13 protein-coding genes and 1 other annotated feature (1 of these 14 running past the window's edge) are annotated in these 20128 nt (G+C 39.2%); of the genes, 9 read left to right on the forward strand and 4 right to left on the reverse strand.

The features are described from left to right. Positions 1-103 (forward strand) — a binding site (T-box leader); it begins 138 nt to the left of the window's first position. Between the two features lie 56 nt (positions 104-159). The 5 genes from OC533_RS14250 to OC533_RS14270 all read left to right on the forward strand — a co-directional run bounded on the left by OC533_RS14250 (position 160) and on the right by OC533_RS14270 (position 3995). After that, entirely contained in the window at positions 160-801 is a 642-nt protein-coding gene (locus tag OC533_RS14250) for an amino acid ABC transporter permease (RefSeq protein WP_003769032.1), read from the forward strand. 10 nt (positions 802-811) lie between these two features. Further along, positions 812-1459 (forward strand): amino acid ABC transporter ATP-binding protein, encoded by a 648-nt coding sequence (locus OC533_RS14255; RefSeq protein ID WP_185501556.1) that lies wholly within the window; start codon positions 812-814, stop codon positions 1457-1459. Position 1460: 1 nt separating this feature from the next. Continuing rightward, complete coding sequence (locus OC533_RS14260; protein ID WP_194324137.1) at positions 1461-2276, forward strand: amino acid ABC transporter substrate-binding protein; 816 nt, start codon at positions 1461-1463, stop codon at positions 2274-2276. Positions 2277-2367: 91 nt separating this feature from the next. Continuing rightward, positions 2368-3474, forward strand: a complete 1107-nt coding sequence (locus tag OC533_RS14265) for an iron-containing alcohol dehydrogenase family protein (RefSeq protein WP_077916507.1) — start codon at positions 2368-2370, stop codon at positions 3472-3474. Between the two features lie 2 nt (positions 3475-3476). Next, entirely contained in the window at positions 3477-3995 is a 519-nt protein-coding gene (locus tag OC533_RS14270; protein WP_194324135.1) for a GNAT family N-acetyltransferase, read from the forward strand. Here OC533_RS14270 and OC533_RS14275 read toward each other — a convergent pair. Then, the gene (locus tag OC533_RS14275) at positions 3992-4879 is read right to left on the reverse strand and encodes a LysR family transcriptional regulator (RefSeq protein WP_045554470.1); all 888 of its coding nucleotides are present in this window, start codon (positions 4877-4879) and stop codon (positions 3992-3994) included. The two genes, OC533_RS14270 and OC533_RS14275, sit on opposite strands and share 4 nt — an antisense overlap. A gap of 194 nt (positions 4880-5073) precedes the next feature. On the opposite strand from OC533_RS14275, the gene gltB reads away from it, so the two are divergent. Then, complete coding sequence (gltB, locus tag OC533_RS14280; RefSeq protein ID WP_194324133.1) at positions 5074-9666, forward strand: glutamate synthase large subunit; 4593 nt, start codon at positions 5074-5076, stop codon at positions 9664-9666. 14 nt (positions 9667-9680) lie between these two features. After that, positions 9681-11150 (forward strand): glutamate synthase subunit beta, encoded by a 1470-nt coding sequence (locus OC533_RS14285; protein ID WP_160464854.1) that lies wholly within the window; start codon positions 9681-9683, stop codon positions 11148-11150. Between the two features lie 45 nt (positions 11151-11195). On the opposite strand, the gene OC533_RS14290 is transcribed toward OC533_RS14285, so the two are convergent. The 3 genes from OC533_RS14290 to OC533_RS14300 are packed head-to-tail and all read right to left on the reverse strand — an operon-like array spanning position 11196 to position 14242. Further along, entirely contained in the window at positions 11196-12026 is an 831-nt protein-coding gene (locus tag OC533_RS14290) for a carbohydrate ABC transporter permease (protein ID WP_003722209.1), read from the reverse strand. Between the two features lie 17 nt (positions 12027-12043). Further along, on the reverse strand, positions 12044-12937 hold the full coding sequence (locus tag OC533_RS14295; RefSeq protein ID WP_003762776.1) for a carbohydrate ABC transporter permease: 894 nt from the start codon (positions 12935-12937) through the stop codon (positions 12044-12046). A gap of 60 nt (positions 12938-12997) precedes the next feature. Continuing rightward, positions 12998-14242 (reverse strand): sugar ABC transporter substrate-binding protein, encoded by a 1245-nt coding sequence (locus OC533_RS14300; RefSeq protein WP_010990984.1) that lies wholly within the window; start codon positions 14240-14242, stop codon positions 12998-13000. Positions 14243-14670: 428 nt separating this feature from the next. Here OC533_RS14300 and OC533_RS14305 point away from each other — a divergent pair, with 428 nt between their 5' ends. Then, on the forward strand, positions 14671-16842 hold the full coding sequence (locus OC533_RS14305) for a glycoside hydrolase family 3 N-terminal domain-containing protein (protein ID WP_070751880.1): 2172 nt from the start codon (positions 14671-14673) through the stop codon (positions 16840-16842). After that, positions 16839-20099 (forward strand): 1,2-beta-oligoglucan phosphorylase, encoded by a 3261-nt coding sequence (locus OC533_RS14310; protein WP_194324130.1) that lies wholly within the window; start codon positions 16839-16841, stop codon positions 20097-20099. Before OC533_RS14305 ends, OC533_RS14310 begins: the two co-directional genes overlap by 4 nt. The last annotated feature ends 29 nt before the right edge of the window (positions 20100-20128 follow it).

Here is a 20128-nt window from a genome sequence, read left to right on the forward strand (position 1 = left end):
AAAAGCCCGTTATAGCTTGTTAGTCTCGAACTAACTGAGGCTGGTGCTGTGAAGTATCAGTAAATTGAGGTGGAACCACGTGAATAGTATTCTCGTCCTCTTGGCAATTTTGTGCCAAGTGCGACGAGATTTTTTTATGTAAAAAAGGAGCGAAACAATATGGATTATATCATGGAAATTTTACCAGCATTACTTGACGGGGCGAAAACAACCTTACTTGTTTTTGTCGTCACGCTAGTTTGTTCTATCCCCCTAGGAGCTATAGTGGCAGTAGGAAACATTAGTAAAATAGCCCCGCTGAAATTTATTTTAAACATTTATATCTGGATTATGCGAGGTACACCATTACTTTTACAATTAATTTTTATCTATTATGGTTTGCCGATTATCGGAGTTGTTTTTGACCGAATGGACGCGGTGTTTATTGCTTTTATTTTAAATTATGCTGCTTATTTCGCAGAGATTTTCCGGGGTGGCTTTTTATCAATCGAAAACGGACAATATGAAAGTGCTAAAGTTCTTGGTCTAACTTACGGTCAAACGCTTCGAAAAATTGTTTTACCGCAAGTTGTCAAACGTGTTTTGCCGGCGATCGGAAATGAAGTTATCAATTTAGTAAAAGACTCTTCGTTAGTTTACATCCTGGGCATTGGTGATTTACTAAGAGCAGGAAAAATTGCTATGAGTAGAGATGTTACTTTAATTCCACTCGTATTAGTGGCTGCAATATACTTAGCGTTAACGGCTATCCTAACGCTACTATTTAAACAATTAGAAAAACGTTTTAGTTATTATAAATGAGGTGAAGAAAATGTTGGAAATTAAAAATTTATCGAAAAAATTTGATCAAAAAACGATTTTAGATAATGTGAATATTGCGCTTCAAGACGGGGAAATACTTTCTATCGTCGGGCCATCCGGTGGCGGGAAAACCACTTTGCTTCGTTGTATTAGTGGTCTTGAAAAAATGGATGCCGGAGAAATTTTTATTGACGGTGAAAAAATTGATCCGATGTCGAGAAAAGATGTGGAAAATACGATTGGCGTAGTTTTTCAAGAATTTCACTTGTTTCCACATTTAAGTGTGTTAGATAATTTGATTTTGGCACCGACGCTTGCTAGGAAAACTAAAAAAGAAGAAGCTATTAAAGAAGCTAAAAGGTTACTTGGCTTACTTGATTTAGCAGACAAAGCGGATAATATGCCTTACCAATTATCTGGAGGACAAAAGCAACGTGTGGCTATTGCTCGGGCACTGGCGATGAATCCAAAAGTACTACTATTTGATGAACCGACATCGGCTTTAGATCCTGACTTACGAGATCATGTGGCGTCGTTAATTTTGAGTTTAAAAAATGTTGGTATTACGCAGATTATTGTGACACATGATCACGATTTTGCCAAAAAAGTTGCAGATCAAATGATGGAAGTCGAACCACTAAAAAAGGAGGTAAACTAATATGAAAAAAGGATTATTAATAACGGTAATGGCAATCGTAATGTTAGCGCTAGGGGCATGTTCAAGTGGTGAATCTAAGGAAGACCAGTGGAGTAGAATTAAAAAAGATAAGGAAGTCGTCATTGGTTTAGATGATAGTTTTGTACCAATGGGATTTCGTGATAAAGATGATAATTTAGTCGGCTTTGATATTGACCTTGCAAAAGCTGTTTTTGAAGAATATGGTATTAAAGCGAAATTTACGCCAATTGACTGGACGATGAAAGAGTCCGAGCTGAAAAATGGATCGATAGATTTGATTTGGAATGGGTATACGGTAAATGACGCAAGAAAAAAACAAGTTGCATTTAGCAAACCTTACATGAAAAACGAACAAGTATTAGTGACATTGAAATCAAGCAATATTAATAAATTTAGTGATATGAAAGATAAAACGCTAGGGGCTCAAAACGGCGCAAGTTCGATTGATGACATGGCTAAAAAACCAGAAGTGCTCACAGATATTATCAAGAACAACGAACCAGAATTGTATGATACGTTCGATACAGCATTTATTGATTTGAATAATAAACGCATTGACGGCTTGATTATTGATGAAGTATACGCGCGTTATTATATTGATAAACAAAAAAACAAAGATGACTATACTATTATAACTGGTGGCTTTGATCCGACCGATTTTGCTGTAGGTATGCGTAAAAGTGATAAAGAACTGCAATCAAAAATCAATGAAGCATTTGAAAAATTATACAAAGAAGGAAAAATGCAGGAAATTAGTAAAAAATGGTTTGGTGATGACGAAATCGCTAAGCAGTAGCTAGATTGACAGTAGGTTTAAGTTCCGATACAATTTGAATTATAAATGTCGCAGCCGAATATCCGACCGTGCCAGACAGAAGGGATGATTTTTGTTGAATAAAGAATTGATTGTTCGCGGAGCTCCGCAAGAGTATTTTTGCCAAGTAGGCGCATGGGATACTTTACCTACCCACTTAGAACGCCGCGGTTTGAAAAATGTTTTAGTAGTTCGTGGAAATGCTTCTTGGGAAGTCGCTAAAAAGAAATTCCCGGTATTATCTAATGTTACATCTACTTTTGAAGTATATAATGGCGGTTCAACGTATGAGGAACGCGATCGTCTGGTAGCGATAATGAAAACAAATAATATGGATGCGATTATAGCAGTCGGTGGCGGAAAAATTGCTGATGTATGTAAAGCAGCTGCAGCAGTTTTACGATTACCAGTGATTATTTTACCAACACTTGCTTCCACTTGTGCGGCTTATACACCGCTTAGTGTGATGTATGACGTTTATGGCGCAATGATTCGTTACGACGTATTCGCTAGCAGCAACGCCTTATTATTAATTGATCCGGAAATGATTTTAGATTCACCAAAAGAATTGCTCGTTGCAGGCATTGGCGATACGCTCGCTAAATGGTATGAAGCAGATGTGATTATTAAATCATTACCAACTAAATCCGTCGAAATCGAAATTGCTCATATTGCTGCTAAAATGTGCCGAGATAATTTACTGCAATTTAGCGAAGAAGCACTTAACGCAATGGATAAGCAAGAATTAAATGAAGCATTCGTGAAAATTATCGAAACAAATATTTTAGTTGGCGGAATGGTTGGCGGTTTTGGTGATGATTATGGACGTTGTGCGGGAGCGCATTCGATTCATGATGCATTAACTATGGTGCCAGAAACGCATCATTTGTTACATGGTAATAAAGTGGCGTACGGAATTTTAGTTCAACTAGTTATTGAAAATCGATGGAATGAAATTGACCAATTACTACCTTTTTATGCCAAACTGGGTCTTCCAACGAGTTTATATGATATGGGGCTGGCGACACTTACTGAAGAAACCATCGTTGCTGTATCTAAACGTGCAACTGAGCCACATGAGACGATCCATATGATGCCAGGTGAAATGACAGCTGAAGTAGTATTAAATGCGATAAAACAGCTGGAAGATAGCATGGCAATGAAGCGTGTGGCTAAGTAAAAATGATTATTCGGAAAGAACAACCACAAGATTACGAGGCCATTCGTCGTGTGAATGAGGAAGCTTTTAAAGGTACTGTGGAAGCAGACTTAATTCAAAATATCCGGAAATCCGATTATTATCAGCCAGGTTTGTCACTTGTAGCAGAAACGGAAGATGGGCTTATTGTAGGCTATATTATGTTTAGTGAAATTTCACTGGAGACAGCTGGGCGCAGCAGATTTATTTTAGGTCTTGCCCCGCTTGCCGTTTTGCCAGAATACCAGGGGAAACGGGTTGGTTCAAGCTTATTGGAGGAAGGGATCCGCTTATCACGCGAAAAAGCATATCCTGCTATTGCTGTGTTAGGACATGCTGATTATTATCCGCGATTTGGATTTATTCCTTCCAATCAATTTGCGATTCCAGCACCATTTGATGTGCCATCTGAATACTTTATGCTACTTGAACTGTATGATGGAAGTTTAGAGAATCTAGCAGGGACAATTCATTACCCAGCTGCATTTTCTGAAGATAATTAATTGGAAAAGAACGAAATAATAAATGAACGGAACAAATTCTCAGAAGGGGATAGGTTCCGTTTTTTTGTCGTAATAATCCCTACAGATCGACGTAACTCTTTATCGCGGAGTGCAATACTTTTCGTTTCTTTAAAAATCGCACCATCTAAAATCATTTCCGGTAAAATACTAATGCCAAGACCAGCGCCAACCAATCCTTGAATTGTATAAAAATCCCTGCTTTGAAAAGCTATTTGCGGTTCGAAGCCTTTTTTATTCGCCGCTTTTGTAACAATTTTATATAAATCGAAGTCTTCAGGATAAAGTACGAATTTTTCAGAAGCGAGTTCCTTGAGTGAAACAGTGAAATTTTCTGCAAGATGATGACTTGTTGGGACGATTAATTTCAATTTTTCATCAAAAAAACGGAGGGCTTCAATTTGTTCACTAGATTCGGGGACTGGAGATAAGAACGTCATGTCTAAAACGCCATTTACTAGCATTTCGGTAAGTTCTTCATTCGTTCCTTCCATAAATTGGTAGGTGATTTCTGGATATTTTTCTCGGAAAGTTGAAATAACAGATGGCAAGACTTTGGTAGATAGCGAATTGGGCAGGCCGACTCTAACTGTTCCTTTGGTGGGATCGGTGTATTCAGTTACGAGGGCTTCGGCTTTTTGTAGTTCATTTAATGCGATTGTAGCTTGACTCAGGAAGTCTTGACCGACACTCGTGAGCTGCATATTACGTCCAACACGATCAAATAAAGGTACACCTAGTTCTTCTTCTAGTTTCGTTATCTGTCTACTAACGGCAGATTGGGCTACGTGCAAATTCTCGCTAGCTTTAGTCATATGCTCGACGCGGGCTACTTCCATGAAATACTTTAATTGTCTAAGTTCCATTACTTACCTCCAATTGTTCTCGAAATGAGATTGTTTTATTCTATTATATATATTGTTTCGATAAATGAAAAGGAATAAAATAGATACTACAAGAAATGTAAGGTAAGCTGGATCGCCAATTAATTATCAGTTAATTTGAATAATTCCGATGTAAACCATCCGGATGATTCAGTTTTTGAAGAGGAGGAGTTAGGATGAAACAAACAAATTTGCCAAAAAAACACGGCCTGTATAATCCAGAGAATGAGCATGATGCTTGTGGTATTGGGTTTGTAGCTAATATTAAAAAGATTTCTTCTCATAAGATTGTCGAACAAGGAATTCATATGCTATGCCAGCTTAAACACCGCGGCGGAGAAGTTGGGGGAGATACAGGTGACGGGGCTGGTATTTTGCTTGAAATTTCAGACTCTTTCTTCCGACGTGAATGTAGCAAGCTTGGCATTACGTTACCAGAAAAATATCATTATGCTGTTGGGATGTTTAATTTCCCTCAAAATAAAGCTCAGCGCGAATGTTTAATGTCAGAAACAGAAAAACTAATTGCAAGCGAAGGCCAAACGTTTCTAGGTTGGCGTAAACTTCCTACTGATGTTACAAAAGTCGGTGCCGGAGCTAGAAAAACAGAGCCTGCAATGTATCAATTATTTATTCAGAAAAATGCCGAATTGGACGAAGCCGGTTTTGAACGGGCGCTTTATTTAATTAGAAAACAAGTCGAAAAATTTGCAGCTACTTCTGAACTAATTACCGAAACTTTTTACGTTCCAAGTTTATCGACACGAACAGTTATTTTTAAAGGAATGCTGCTACCAGAGCAAATTAATCAATATTACTTAGACTTAGCAGATCCAGCTTATGTATCGGCTTTTGCTTTGGTGCATTCGCGTTTTTCAACAAATACTTTTCCTAGCTGGGAACGGGCGCATCCATACCGCTATTTAATTCATAACGGTGAAATTAATACGCAACGTGGTAATGTAAACTGGATGAAAGCACGGGAAAAAAGAGCGGAATCAGCTTTACTTGGAAAAGATTTAGCTAAAGTATTACCAGTTATTGACGAAAGTGGAAGTGACTCGGCAACGTTAGACAATGCTTTAGAATTTTTAGTGCAGGCTGGTCGTTCGCTACCTCATGCGGCAATGATGCTTATTCCAGAGCCGTGGGATAAAAATCCACATATGACAGATCCAAAACGCGCATTTTATGAATACCATAGTACTTTAATGGAACCTTGGGATGGACCAACATCGATTTCATTTACAAATGGACGTGTTATCGGCACTATTTTGGATAGAAATGGGTTACGCCCAGCACGTTATTATGAAACAAAAGATCATACAATCATTTACTCATCGGAAACAGGCGTCGTGCCAGTAGATCCAAGTGAAGTAATTCGTAAAGAAACGGTTGGCGCGGGAACAATGTTGCTGATTGATTTAGAAGCGGGACGAATTGTCACTGATTCTGAACTTAAAGAAGAACTAACAACTGAAAAACCGTATCGTGAATGGCTAGATTTAGAGATGACAGAGATTGCTGACTTAGTAACAGCAGATTTACGTTATGAGTCGATGGATAAGTCAGAGCGTTTCAAAAAACAACGTGCATTTGGTTATACGCAAGATGAATTAAATAAAATTTTGATTCCTATGGTCACAGAGAAAAAAGATCCGATGGGCGCAATGGGGTATGATGCACCGCTTGCAGTTTTGAGTCAGCGCCCCCAAGTATTGTTTAATTACTTTAAACAACTTTTTGCGCAAGTAACGAATCCGCCAATTGATGGTATACGCGAAGAAACTGTTACCTCGGCGATGACGCTACTTGGTGATGAGGGGAATATTTTAAATCCAACTGCGAAAAATGCTAATCGAATTCGCTTAAAAACGCCTATTTTATCTCGAAAAGAATTTGCTGCTCTCACCTTGCAAACAAAATTTGCTAAACCAACTGCTACTTTACCGATTTTATTTAAGGCGGAAGAGCGGGATGGATTAGAAGCATGTTTGGAAGAATTATTTGAAGCAGCTGATAAAAAAATCGCGAACGGGGCAGAATTGCTAGTTTTATCAGATGATGGCGTGAATGCAGAGTGGATTGGTATTCCAGCATTATTAGCTGTTAGTGGTTTGCATCATCATTTAGTAAAAGCAGGAACGCGGACGAAAGTAAGTATTATCGTAAAAACAGCAGAAGCAAGAGACGTTCATCAATGTGCACTGTTAATTGGTTACGGGGCGGATGCTGTATTCCCAAGTTTAGCAATTGATACTTTTGATGGCTTAATTAAAGAAGGGCGCATTAAAGGCTTCACGCTAGATGAGGCGGAAAGTCGTTATATTGAAGCAATTACCGATGGAATTTTAAAAATCATGTCGAAAATGGGGATTTCTACCGTTCAGAGCTATCGTGGGGCACAGATTTTTGAAGCAATCGGAATTGGCGACGAAGTAATTAACACTTATTTTCCGGGTACTGCCTCACAAATTGGTGGTATTCCACTAGAAGTTATCGCTCAAGAAGCTTGGTTGCGCCACCGTGAAGCCTATCATGATATTGGCTACCAAAGTTTCACGCTTAATACAGGCGGAGAGTATCAGTGGCGTTCAAACGGAGAATATCACGTATATAATCCACTTGCAATCCATTCTTTACAACAAGCTACGCGTGAAAATAACCGAGAAACATATAATTTATATTCGGATTTAATGCAAAATCAAAGTAATGCCTTTTTAAGAGGGTTATTAACATTTACAAGCGACCGCAAGCCGATTCCTTTAGATGAGGTAGAGCCTGCGGAGTCGATTTTCAAGCGTTTTAAGTCTGGCGCGATGTCTTATGGTTCGATTAGTCAAGAAGCTCATGAGGCACTTGCTATCGCGATGAACCGTATTGGCGGCAAAAGTAATAGTGGAGAAGGCGGCGAAAACCCGAACCGCTTTACGCCAGATGAAAATGGAGATTGGCGTAGAAGTGCTATAAAACAAATCGCTTCTGGACGTTTTGGCGTAACAAGTCATTATTTGGTCAATGCAGAGGAACTTCAAATCAAAATGGCTCAAGGGGCAAAACCTGGTGAAGGCGGACATTTACCTGGGAAAAAAGTTTATCCATGGATTTCCAAAACACGTGGTTCCACAACAGGGGTTGGCCTCATTTCACCACCACCTCATCATGATATTTATTCAATTGAAGATTTATCGCAACTAATTTTCGACTTAAAAAATGCTAACCAAAATGCGCGTGTAAACGTAAAATTAGTTTCGAAAACAGGGATTGGAACGATTGCTGCTGGGGTTGCTAAAGGAAATGCTGATGTCATTTTAGTAAGTGGCTATGAAGGCGGAACCGGGGCAGCGGCAAGAACAAGTATCCGTCATGCAGGTGTGCCGTGGGAAATCGGCTTAGCTGAAACTCACCAAACATTACTGCTGAATGGCTTGAGAAATAAAGTTGTCGTTGAAACAGACGGAAAACTAATGACCGGGAAAGACGTTTTAGTTGCCGCTATGCTTGGCGCGGAAGAATTTGGATTCGCAACTGCGCCACTTGTAACGCTAGGTTGTGTTATGATGCGTGTTTGTCATTTAGATACATGTCCAGTTGGAGTAGCAACGCAAAATCCTGAGCTTCGTAAAAAATTCAATGGTTCAGCAGATTATGTGGTTAATTTTTTCCATTTTATTGTTGCAGAAATGCGCGAAATGATGGCTGAGCTTGGATTTAGAAGTCTAACAGAAATTATTGGTCATAAAGAGTTTTTAACAACCCATGAGAAAAAAGAAGCGCACTGGAAAGCGAAATATATCGACTTTTCGAATATGCTTTACAGCGATGACTTTTATAAAAATCAAGTCCAATACTGTACGAAACAGCAAGACCACAAAATCGATCAAACGCTAGATATGCGAGAAATTGTTCCATTAATTAAACCGGCACTCGAAAACGGTGAAAAGGTAACTGGAACTTTCGCAGTACGAAACGTTGACCGCGCAATTGGCACGATTGCAGGCTCCTTTATAAGTAAAAAATATGGTGCGTTAGGTTTACCTGAAGACACCATATCACTTGATTTTGTCGGATCAGCAGGTCAAAGCTTTGGCGCTTATACACCACTTGGTATGACGCTTCGAATTCATGGTGACGCTAATGACTACTTCGGAAAAGGACTTTCTGGCGGTAAATTAATTGTAAGTCCAGATCATAGAACGCCAATTAAAGCTCATGACTCCGCGATTGTTGGGAACGTAACGCTATACGGGGCAACGGGAGGGCATGCGTATATGCACGGAAAAGCAGGTGCACGGTTTGCTGTTCGTAATAGTGGCGCAACTGCTGTAGTGGAAGGCATTGGCGATAATGGTTGTGAATATATGACTGGCGGCACGGTAGTAATTCTTGGAGAAATTGGCGAGAACTTTGCAGCTGGGATGTCTGGTGGAGTTGCATACATTTATACGAAAAACAGCCAAGAAACAACTACAAAAATCAACCACGAACTTGTTAACAGTAGGTCTACGTTATCTGCACCAGAATTAGCTAAACTAAAACAGTTAATCGAGCAACATGCTAACCTTACTCGAAGCGAGTTTGCACAAGAAATTCTTAGCAACTGGGAAGATGAAAAAGCGAATTTTATTTTCGTTATCCCGAATGAATATGAAATGATGTTAACAAGAATAACTTCACTAGAACAAACTGGAAAAACACATGATGAAGCAGAATTACAAGCTTTTTATGAACATAAAGACGGAAAATTAATTGCCGGAGTGGCGAAATAGAGAGGAGTGAAAGCATGGGAAAAGCAACTGGATTTATGGAATATGATCGAATTCCTTCGCCAGGACGTGATCCGAAAAGTCGGACGCGTGACTGGAATGAATATAGTTTACCGATGCCGGTAGCAGATTTAACTTTACAAGCCGCTCGCTGTATGGATTGTGGTGTGCCATTTTGTAGTGTAGGAATGGAAATTAAAAATGGTGTGTCTGGCTGTCCGCTGCATAATTTAATTCCCGAGTGGAACGATGCTGTTTATCGGGGTGACTGGTATGAAGCGTTACAACTACTTCTAAAAACAAATAATTTTCCAGAGTTTACTGGTCGAATTTGTCCAGCCCCGTGTGAGGGGGGATGTACAGTAGCTATTTCTGAACCTGCTGTCGGCATTAAATCAATTGAAAAAGCAATTATTGATCGTGGTTTTGAGGAAGGTTGGATTAAACCCCAACCTCCTAAGAAACGTACCGGTAAACGTATTGCCGTGATTGGCTCTGGACCAGCTGGACTAGCCTGTGCCGATCAATTAAATAAAGCTGGTCATAGTGTGACAGTCATCGAGAAAAGTGATCGAATTGGCGGCTTATTGATGTATGGTATTCCAACTATGAAACTAGAAAAAGAACAAGTGACACGCCGAGTGAACTTGATGGCGGAAGAAGGAATTGAATTTGTAACAGGTGTTGCAGCAGGTACAGATGTTACTTTTGCTGAACTGCGCGCTGAATATGATTCGATTGTTCTTGCGACTGGGGCTGGTAATGCACGAGATATTCCGCTTGCTGGACGTGATGCGGCTGGGATTCACTTCGCCGTTCCGTATTTGACACAAAGCACGCGCGATAATTTAGATAATGGCGGAGTTCAAACTCTTTCTGCTAAAGATAAAAATGTTGTTATTATTGGTGGCGGAGATACAGGGGCTGACTGTGTGGCAACTGCGCTTAGACAAGGCGCTAAAAGTATTTATCAATTCGGTATTCAAGATAAATTACCCGAATTAAGAAATGGTGAAAATCCATGGCCGCAATATCCACGTGTTTTCAAAATGGATTATGCGCATGAAGAAGCAGAAGCAGTGTACGGCAGAGATCCACGTGAGTATCTCATCAATACTACTTCTTTCGAAAAAGATGCAGCCGGAAATCTTATTGGGCTACACACGGTAGAAGTTACAGAAGATAAAGAGACGAGACAATATACACCAGTAGAAGGTAGCGAGAAATATTTTGAAGTAGATATGGTTTTAATTGCTATTGGTTTTGCTGGTACGACAGAAGATATATTTACTAATTTCGGTGTAGGAAAAACAGAGCGCCATACAATTGACGCTGCTAAAGGATTTTACCGCACAAGTGAAGAAGGCGTGTTTGCTTGTGGGGATGCACGTCACGGTCAAAGTTTAGTTGTAACCGCGATTGCAGAAGGAAGAGAAGCAGCGCGTGAAGTAGACTTTTACTTGATGGGAGAAACATTTTTACCATAATAAAAAAGAGCTTATCCTAAACAGGGTAAGCTCTTTTTGGATCAATTATTTCATTCCTGAAACATTGAATCCTTTTAAAATGTACTTTTGGAATGTCATGAAAATCAAGATGATTGGAATGACCATGAAAGTTGCTCCGGCCATTTGTAAAGCGTAGTTGCTGCCGTATTGTCCTTTTAATAATTGCAGACCAACTGATAGGGTATAGAATTTTTCGTCGTTGGCAATGATTAATGGCCATAAGAAGGAGTTCCAACCAGCGATGAAAGTAAGAATACCTTGTACCGCAAGCACGGGGCGGGAAATCGGAATAACGATTCTCCAGAAAATGTAAAATTCACTAGCGCCATCAAGTCTTGCTGCTTCGAGTAAATCATCGGATATGGTGGACATAAATTGACGGAATAAGAAAATCCCGAATGCACCAACAAGTCCTGGAAGCACAATACCTGTCATTGTATTTGTTAATCCAGCCGCATTAAGCAACAAGTAAACCGGAATCATTGTTACTTGTCCTGGAATCATCATCGTAGCAAGGACAAGATAAAATAACTTGTTTTTCCCTTTAAATTTAAATTTAGCAAAGCCGTAACCCGCCATCGCATTTAAAAATAAACCGAAAAACGAGAAGAACACAATGATTAACGTATTTTTTAAGTAAATAGCAAAGTCCATTTCAGTAAATAGTTTGGTGAAATTATCTAGTGTAAAAGTTTCTGGCCAAATAGTAGGTGGGATTTTTAAAATTTCAGCATCCGTTTTCAAAGAGGAGAGAACCATCCAAATGAACGGTAAAATCATAAAGAATCCGCCAACTGTTAAAATTGTAATTACGGCAATTTGAGCACCGCGCGACTTTTGTCTATATTGATTCATTTATAAACACTCCTCTCTTAAATATCCCCATCATTATTTTTGCGCTGAATTCGGAATTGAATAATCGTGATAATAATAATCGCGATAAACAAGATGAACGATCCAGCAGCGGCATAACCAAATTTACTTAATTGGAAACCGTTTTGATAGATAAAGAGGGCGACAGAGTTTGTACTATCAAGTGGTCCACCTTCTGTCATAACGAACGGTTCCTCGAAGAATTGTAACCAACCAATCATCGTTGTAACTGTTACAAAGAAAATCGCGAAACGAAGCATTGGAACAGTAATTTTAAATAGTTGTTGGCGGCTATTTGCTCCGTCAAGTGAGGCTGCTTCGTAATATTCACGTGGAATGCCTTGAAGAGCGGCTAAGAAAATAATCATATTTACACCGATTGCTCGCCAAACAGCTAGGATAATCAGTGATAGTTTCGCAATAGTAGGGTCTTGTAACCATGGAACTGGTCCTAAGTCTAAAAACGAAAGCAAATAGTTAAGTAAACCAAAGCGCGGATTATATAAGTAACTCCAAACAACGGCTACAGCGACAACGTTTGTAATTGAAGGAGTATAGAAAATTAACCGGAAAAATTGGAAAATCTTTGCTTGCGAAAAGTTAATCATAAGCGCAATACCAAGCGAGCAAACGATAACCAGTGGAACGCCAATAACTACATAGAAAAGCGTGTTAAAAATAGATTTTAAAAATACCGGGTCTTGCATAATATTGACGTAATTGTCCACACCAACAAAGTTAATTTTAGAGTAATCGGCAAGCCCGACTAAATCAATGTCCGTAAAACTAATGACAAAAGCAAGCAAAATCGGAAGTAGGGAAAACAGAAGAAGTAAAAACAGTGCTGGCGATATAAACAAATAGGGTGTGTTTTTATTTAAAAATTGTTTCATAACATCCAGTCCATTCTAAAAGGGCAAATGGCAGAATAAATCATTTGCCCTTTTTATTCGTTATTTTTTAAGAAGTGCTTCTACTTGATCGTTGAAAGTATCCATTTGTGTTTGTACATCTGCACCACCACGGTAAATTTGTTCCCAAGATTTTCCGTATAATTGAGCAATTTCTTCAAATTGTGGGATAAGTGGCATTGGTTCTGCAGTTTTCATTTGTTCGCCAAAGACTTTGTAGTAAGGGTCGTTTTTCAGCATATCGTCTTCCCAAGCATCCATACGTGCTGGCATCGAGTTTGTATCTTTTAACCAAGATAATTGCACGTCAGGTTGACTCATATAGTCCATGAATTTAAGCGCATCATCTTTTTTATTACTATATTTGAAAATGGAAAGGTTCGCGCCACCTAAGCTTGATTCGTTATTTTCTTTTTTAGGTAGTACAGCAGTTGCCCATTTTCCGTCAATGTCAGGGGCAGTGTCTTTCAGTGTATTAACCATCCAAGGGCCACTCATGAACATTGGTACAATTCCGTCGCCGCCAAAGCTTTGAGACGCGTCTAAACCAAGATCAGTGTCTGGTGCGGAACCATTTTTAATGAAACTATCTAAATAAGTAACAGTGTCTACGAAAGGTTTTTTATTGAATACTGGAGTACCGTCTTTATCGAAAAGAGGGGAGCCATTTTGACGTCCGAAAATGAAACCAGTAGTTTGTTCGTTTGGATCAATTGCAAAGCCGTACATATCTTTGCCGCGTTTAGAAAGTTTAAGTGCAGCGTCAGATAGTTCATCCCATGTTTTTGGAGCTTCATTATAACCAACTTTTTTCAGTAAATCGGTACGGTAGAATAATACGCGAGTTTCTGCATACCACGGAACACCGTATGTTTTTCCATCAAATTGAGTAGTTTTTACTGAACCAGGGAAAAATAGATCAGAGTTCATATTTTTACTTTTTTCTACATCTTTTGTAATATCAAGTAGTGCACCAGCTTCGACAAATTCAGGCATCCACGTTGTTCCCATTTGGACTACATCGGGGCCAGATTTTGAAGCAACGGCTGTAAGTAATTTATCATGTGCATTTGCCCAAGGAATAACTTGAACTTTAACTTCGATGCCAGTATCTTTCGTGAATTTTTGTGCGAGTTCTTTTAATGACTTGGCTTCATCGCCCATAGCCCAAACATTTAATACTTTAGAATCGCTGGAATTTGCATCATCCTTTGACCCACCACACGCCATTAATACTAAACTAAGCGACAACACTAAAGCTAAAACGACAAACATCTTTTTCTTCATGATTTTTCCTCCATTTTTTGTTTTTTTCAAAGCAACTTGACTAACTAAAAGCTGTTAAAGAATAAAAACTGTTGTACAGAACTAACGCGCCGTACGGGATGAAGCAAATTGTGAAAATCAATTCACATACACAATATTTCATAGAAACGTTTCGACAAGGTTATTATAGTATATTATGTAATCGGTTTCAAGTGAATTGCTATTTTATTTTTAGTTTATCTAGTTAGAGCGTTGTGTATCAATGCTTTTGGTATCAGAAAAATTTAAACGAGTAAAATTCTCAAAAACGAGATACTATAGAAAGAACTGGAAAATAGGACCGTTTCACCATGTGAATGTCGTTTTTGGTTGACTAAAGAAAAGAAAGCGCTTATACTGTTGTTATATTTGAATAGAAACGTTTCGAAAAATGTGTGCAGGAGGTTCCTATGAAACAAGAAAAAGTACAAGAATTAGTTAGTCAAATGACCTTAGATGAAAAAATCGCTCAATGTCTTCAACTTTCGCCTTTTCTTTTTAAAGGTACAAACAAAAATGCAGAACTAACAGGGCCACTTCTTCAAGAAATGAAATTAACGGATGCGCATACTGAAAATGCGGGTTCGGTGCTTGGATCAAGTTCGGCGCTTGATATGATTGGTATTCAAGAAGCTTATTTAAAAACGAATCGCTTAGGAATTCCGCTTGTTTTTATGGCGGATGTTATACATGGTTATAAAACGGTTTTTCCTATTCCACTTGCACTTGGTTGTTCTTTTGACCGGGAGACAGTTCGAGTGATGGCAGAAGTTTCGGCGCTCGAAGCAACTGCAGATGGGCATCATGTCACTTTTTCACCAATGCTTGATTTAGTACGTGACCCTCGGTGGGGACGTGTGATGGAATCAACTGGTGAGGATCCATTTTTAAATAGTGAACTTGGGAAAGCAATGGTAGATGGTTACCAAGGTGATGCGAGTAAACTAAATGAAAACTTGGAGCAGATGGCGGCATGTGTCAAACATTTTGCGGCATACGGGGCTGCGGAGGCTGGGTTGGAATACAACACAGTTAATATGTCTACGCGCGAATTATATCAAAATTATTTACCTGCTTACAATGCGGCGATACAAGCTGGAGCTAAATTAGTCATGACTGCTTTTAACGTAGTGGACGGGATTCCAGCAACAATGAACAAATGGCTTAACCGAGATGTGCTACGAGGCGAAATGGAGTTTGACGGTGTACTTATTTCTGACTGGGGCGCTGTTGCCGAAGTAATTAATCACGGAACAGCAAGAAATCCTAAAGAAGCTGCACAGTTTTCGATGGAAGCAGGCGTTGATTTAGAAATGATGACGACTTGTTATATCCATGAATTAAAAGGTTTAATTGAAGAAGGCAAATTATCCGAAAGCCTTTTAGATGAAGCAGTACTTCGGATGTTAAATTTAAAAAATGATTTAGGACTATTTGAAGATCCATATCGCGGATTAAAAAATAACGACCGCACAAAAGACATTTTAACCGATGAAAGTCGCGGGAAAGCTCGGGCAGCAGGCGTTGAATCCGCTGTGTTATTAGAAAACAAAAACCGATTACTTCCACTGGCTAAAGAAGCAAAAATTGCCTTGGTTGGTCCGCTTGCAACGTCACCTGATATTCTCGGCGGTTGGAATGTATACGGCGAAGAAAAAGATGGCATCAATGTTGAAACAGGGTTACGTGAAGTATTTGAAACAGTCGAGGTTGTTTCAACGGAGTACACTGAATTGTCGGAAGAAGACAAAGTGGCAGTGAAAGCGGCAGTAGAGAATATGGATGTTGTCGTACTTGCGCTAGGTGAAAAAAATGAATGGGGCGGGGAAGCAGGAAGTCTTGCTACTATTCGTTTACCAGAAGCACAATACGAATTAGCGAAATTCGTTCAAACACTAGGAAAACCAGTTGTTATTACATTATTTAATGGTAGACCGCTTGAAGTGAAAGAGTTAGCAGAATCTAGTGATGCTCTTCTTGAATTATGGTTCCCAGGAACAGAAGCAGGTCGTGTCACTGCAGATTTATTAAGTGGTGCAAGTAATCCTTCAGGGAAATTATCCATGTCATTCCCGCAAACAACGGGGCAAATTCCAGTTTATTACAATCATTTACGCACTGGACGACCACAAACACCGGAAAATAAAGGCGAACGCTATGTGTCGCATTATCTTGATATTCCAAATGAACCATTTTATCCATTTGGTTACGGAAAAAGTTATAGCGAATTCGAGTTAAAAACAAGCGCTCTTCCGAAAGAACTAAATTTAGGCGAGTCACTACATGTAGAAGTAACCATTAAAAACATTAGTGATATTGCTGGAAAAGAAGTAATCCAAGTGTATTTACAAGATGTGACAGCGAGCATTTCACGGCCTGTCAAAGAATTAAAAGCTTTTGAAAAAGTGGCGCTTCAAGCTGGCGAAGAAAAAACAGTTACATTTGAATTAACAAGCGAGGCATTTTCATTCTATAACCACCAACTTGAAAAAGTGCAAGAACCGGGACTTCACCGAGTTTTTGTTGGGACTAGTAGTGAAGATGTAGACGTTTTTGAAGTGGAAGTGGGTGGATATGTGTGACAATGTTAAAAGAAATTAAAAAAGCGGATTTATCAGCCGCATATTATCCGAGCGGGGAGCTTGCTTGGCTAAAATTAAAAGATATTATGCTAAATCAAGTGATTCAAAATCCATTAGAAAATCGCTTATCGCAAATATATGTACGCGCGCATTTAGGAGATAAAATAGAAATTTATCCACTACTTAGCAGGGATGCTGAAGTTGGTTTTAACGAAAATGGCGTGGAGTATCGCGGTGTAGTTGGACCATTTCGTTATAGCGTACAAATGCATTTTCATACGCGAGGTTGGTTTTATGATGTCACAGTGGATGGTGATCTTGAGTTTGATCTTGTTTACTTACAAGACTTGGGGCTTGCAGAACAAGCGGCAGTGAGAACAAATGAAGCTTATATGTCGCAATATATTGATTATCATGTGACAGAAGGCACGACTGGTTTCACTGTTCAAGCCCGCCAAAACCAACCTCAAAATGAGCGCTTCCCAGCAGTTCAAATTGGAGCATTAACGAAAATTGTAGGGTATGCAACAGATGGTTTTGATATTTATGGGACTAATTATAAACTGACTGGCGAACTAGCTAACCTTAAGGAAAAATCATTGCCAAACCGCGTCTACCAATATGAATTCGCTCAAATTTCCTTACAAACAGAGCTATTTACTAATCACGGTGAAACAAGCTTTTACGGGTATGCAACAGAAAATCAACCAAAAGCATCTGGAGCACCAATCGAAAATTTAGCGGAACTAAAAAGTAATATTTCAGAGCAACCTTATCAACCAAGTACTAAAGCCATATTAAACAAACATATAGGAACACCAATTACCGGCGAAACAATTTCTGACAGCTGGCTTCAAGAGAACTTCCCAGACCGGATTCAAGAAGAACAACAAAACGGCGCACTGCTTTCCTTTTTCACACCAAACTATGCACATGTTGTGATGCGCGAAAAAGAAGCAGAATTAGAACGCCCTCATGGCAGTATTTTGCTTGATAAAGTCGATGTGTTAAATCCAGAAGCGACTCTTTCAGCAACAACGTACATGTACGGGGCATTTTTATCACAATTAGTTGCTGGAAATACGAATATGAACAAATGGAATAGCCACGCGCGTAATCCGCTCAATATTCTTCAAACAAGCGGATTAAGAATTTATATCGAATTAGATTCCGAACTTCGACTACTCGGCGTACCGTCTGTCTGGGAAACTAGTACGAATTACTCAACTTGGTATTATCAGTGGAACGGCGACCTAATCACGGTACAAACCACCTTAACTGCTGATAGTAAAGAGGCATTCGTCACCGTTCATTCGGAAAAAGGTCATTCATATAAATTAGTCTTAACAAATCAAGTGACTATGGGGACAAATGAATACGATACTACCGTGAAAAAAGAAATCAAAGACGGAATCGTCACTTATTTCCCAGCAGAAGACTCGCCAATTTTAGAAACGTATCCGGCACTTCAATTCCGCGTAGATGGAACTTATAATGAACTGACTGACGAACGTTATTTTGCGAAAAATTACACAGGAAAAGCAGGTTTGGATGTGTTTGTTTTTGAACCAAGTGATAAAGCTACTTTCCATGTTCAAGCAAAACTCAGCGATGAATTTTCGAAACCAACGGAGGATTTAGAAGCAAACAACAAAGTAATTCGCGCTAGCTATGACGAATTAACTGCTCAGTTCCATTTAAATCATCAAAGTACAACAGCGGAGAAACTGAATTTAACGGTTTATTGGTATGCGCATCAAATGTTGGTTCACTATGCTTCACCGCATGGTTTAGAGCAGTACAGCGGAGCGGCTTGGGGTACGCGTGATGTGAGTCAAGGTCCATTTGAATTTTTCCTTGCAACGGGCAATAAGGCTGTTTTACGTAAGCTAGTGTTGACTATTTTTTCTCATCAATATCAAGATACTGGTGATTGGCCACAATGGTTTATGTTTGATAAATATACATCGATTCAGCAAGAAGAAAGCCACGGCGATGTTATTGTTTGGCCACTGAAAATTATTGGTGATTACTTGGAAATGAGCGGAGATACAGGGATTTTAGAAGAAGCTATTCCTTTTGTTGACCGCGAATCGAAAACCTTTACGAAAGAGCAAGGAACTCTTCTTGAACACATTGAACTCGCAGTGAAAACGATCGAAGCACGCTTTATGAAAGGAACGGCTCTTTCTAATTACGGCGATGGTGACTGGGATGACACACTTCAACCAGCTAATGCCCAGCTTAAGAAAAACATGGTGTCCAGCTGGACGGTCGCGCTAACTTATCAAACATTTAAACGTTTAGCCGCATTTTTACCAGTAGGTGAGAAATACGAAACATTAGCAAAAAATGTTCAAGCGGACTTTGCGAAATATATGACAAATGATACCGATGTTATTCCAGGTTTCCTTTATTTAGAAGAAGGAAAAGCACCTGTATGGATGATTCACCCAGAAGACAAAGAAACGAATATTAAATATCGCTTAATACCACTGACGAGAAGTGTAATTTCTGAATTAGTCGATAAAAAGCAAGCCAGTCGTAATTTTGAAATTATTGGTGAGCATTTACTTCATCCAGATGGCGTAAGATTAATGAGCGAGCCAGCGCATTATGCTGGTGGTGTAAGTACTCATTTTAAACGGGCAGAGCAAGCAGCCAATTTTGGCCGAGAAGTTGGTTTGCAATACGTGCATGCGCATATTCGTTATATTGAAGCTTTAGCAAAAATTGGTGATAAATCCGCTTGGCATATGCTTGATGTCATTAATCCAATCAATATTAAAGAAGTTGTCCCAAATGCGGCACTTCGTCAAAGTAATACTTATTTCAGCAGTTCTGATGCAGCGTTTTTAGATCGCTATCAGGCGCAAAATGAGTTTGGTCGTGTGAAAGAAGGCAGTATTCCGGTGAAAGGCGGCTGGCGGATTTATTCTAGCGGTCCAGGAATCTATTTACATCAATTAATAAGTTCTGTTCTTGGTATTCGTCAAACGGAAGATGCGCTTATTTTTGATCCGATTTTGCCTGAAGAATTAGATGGATTAGAATGTCATATTGAACTAGATAATTATCCACTTGATCTTACTTTCGAAAGTGCAGATGAGGGTTCTATTGTTGTGAATGGTGAAAAACAACCAGTTGAAAATGGAGCGAATTTGTACCGAACTGGCGCACTCATTTTACCGAAAAAGAATTTAACGACAAAATGTTCACAAATCACGATTAAATTTCAAAAAAATAACCGTCTCTAAGGTTGTTTTGTGTATAATAAAAGAAAACA

The organism is Listeria sp. Marseille-Q6474, from assembly GCF_946902005.1.
In the GTDB taxonomy this organism is placed as follows: Bacteria; Bacillota; Bacilli; order Lactobacillales; family Listeriaceae; genus Listeria; species Listeria innocua.

Excerpts from the sequence above, each read along its gene's own strand:
- OC533_RS14290 (WP_003722209.1), bottom strand. The coding sequence starts at position 12,026 with ATGAATCAATATAGACAAAAGTCGCGCGGTGCTCAAATTGCCGTAATT.
- OC533_RS14305 (WP_070751880.1), top strand. The coding sequence starts at position 14,671 with ATGAAACAAGAAAAAGTACAAGAATTAGTTAGTCAAATGACCTTAGAT.
- OC533_RS14260 (WP_194324137.1), top strand. The coding sequence starts at position 1,461 with ATGAAAAAAGGATTATTAATAACGGTAATGGCAATCGTAATGTTAGCG.
- OC533_RS14250 (WP_003769032.1), top strand. The coding sequence starts at position 160 with ATGGATTATATCATGGAAATTTTACCAGCATTACTTGACGGGGCGAAA.
- OC533_RS14255 (WP_185501556.1), top strand. The coding sequence starts at position 812 with ATGTTGGAAATTAAAAATTTATCGAAAAAATTTGATCAAAAAACGATT.
- OC533_RS14270 (WP_194324135.1), top strand. The coding sequence starts at position 3,477 with ATGATTATTCGGAAAGAACAACCACAAGATTACGAGGCCATTCGTCGT.
- gltB (WP_194324133.1), top strand. The coding sequence starts at position 5,074 with ATGAAACAAACAAATTTGCCAAAAAAACACGGCCTGTATAATCCAGAG.
- OC533_RS14275 (WP_045554470.1), bottom strand. The coding sequence starts at position 4,879 with ATGGAACTTAGACAATTAAAGTATTTCATGGAAGTAGCCCGCGTCGAG.
- OC533_RS14295 (WP_003762776.1), bottom strand. The coding sequence starts at position 12,937 with ATGAAACAATTTTTAAATAAAAACACACCCTATTTGTTTATATCGCCA.
- OC533_RS14300 (WP_010990984.1), bottom strand. The coding sequence starts at position 14,242 with ATGAAGAAAAAGATGTTTGTCGTTTTAGCTTTAGTGTTGTCGCTTAGT.
- OC533_RS14285 (WP_160464854.1), top strand. The coding sequence starts at position 9,681 with ATGGGAAAAGCAACTGGATTTATGGAATATGATCGAATTCCTTCGCCA.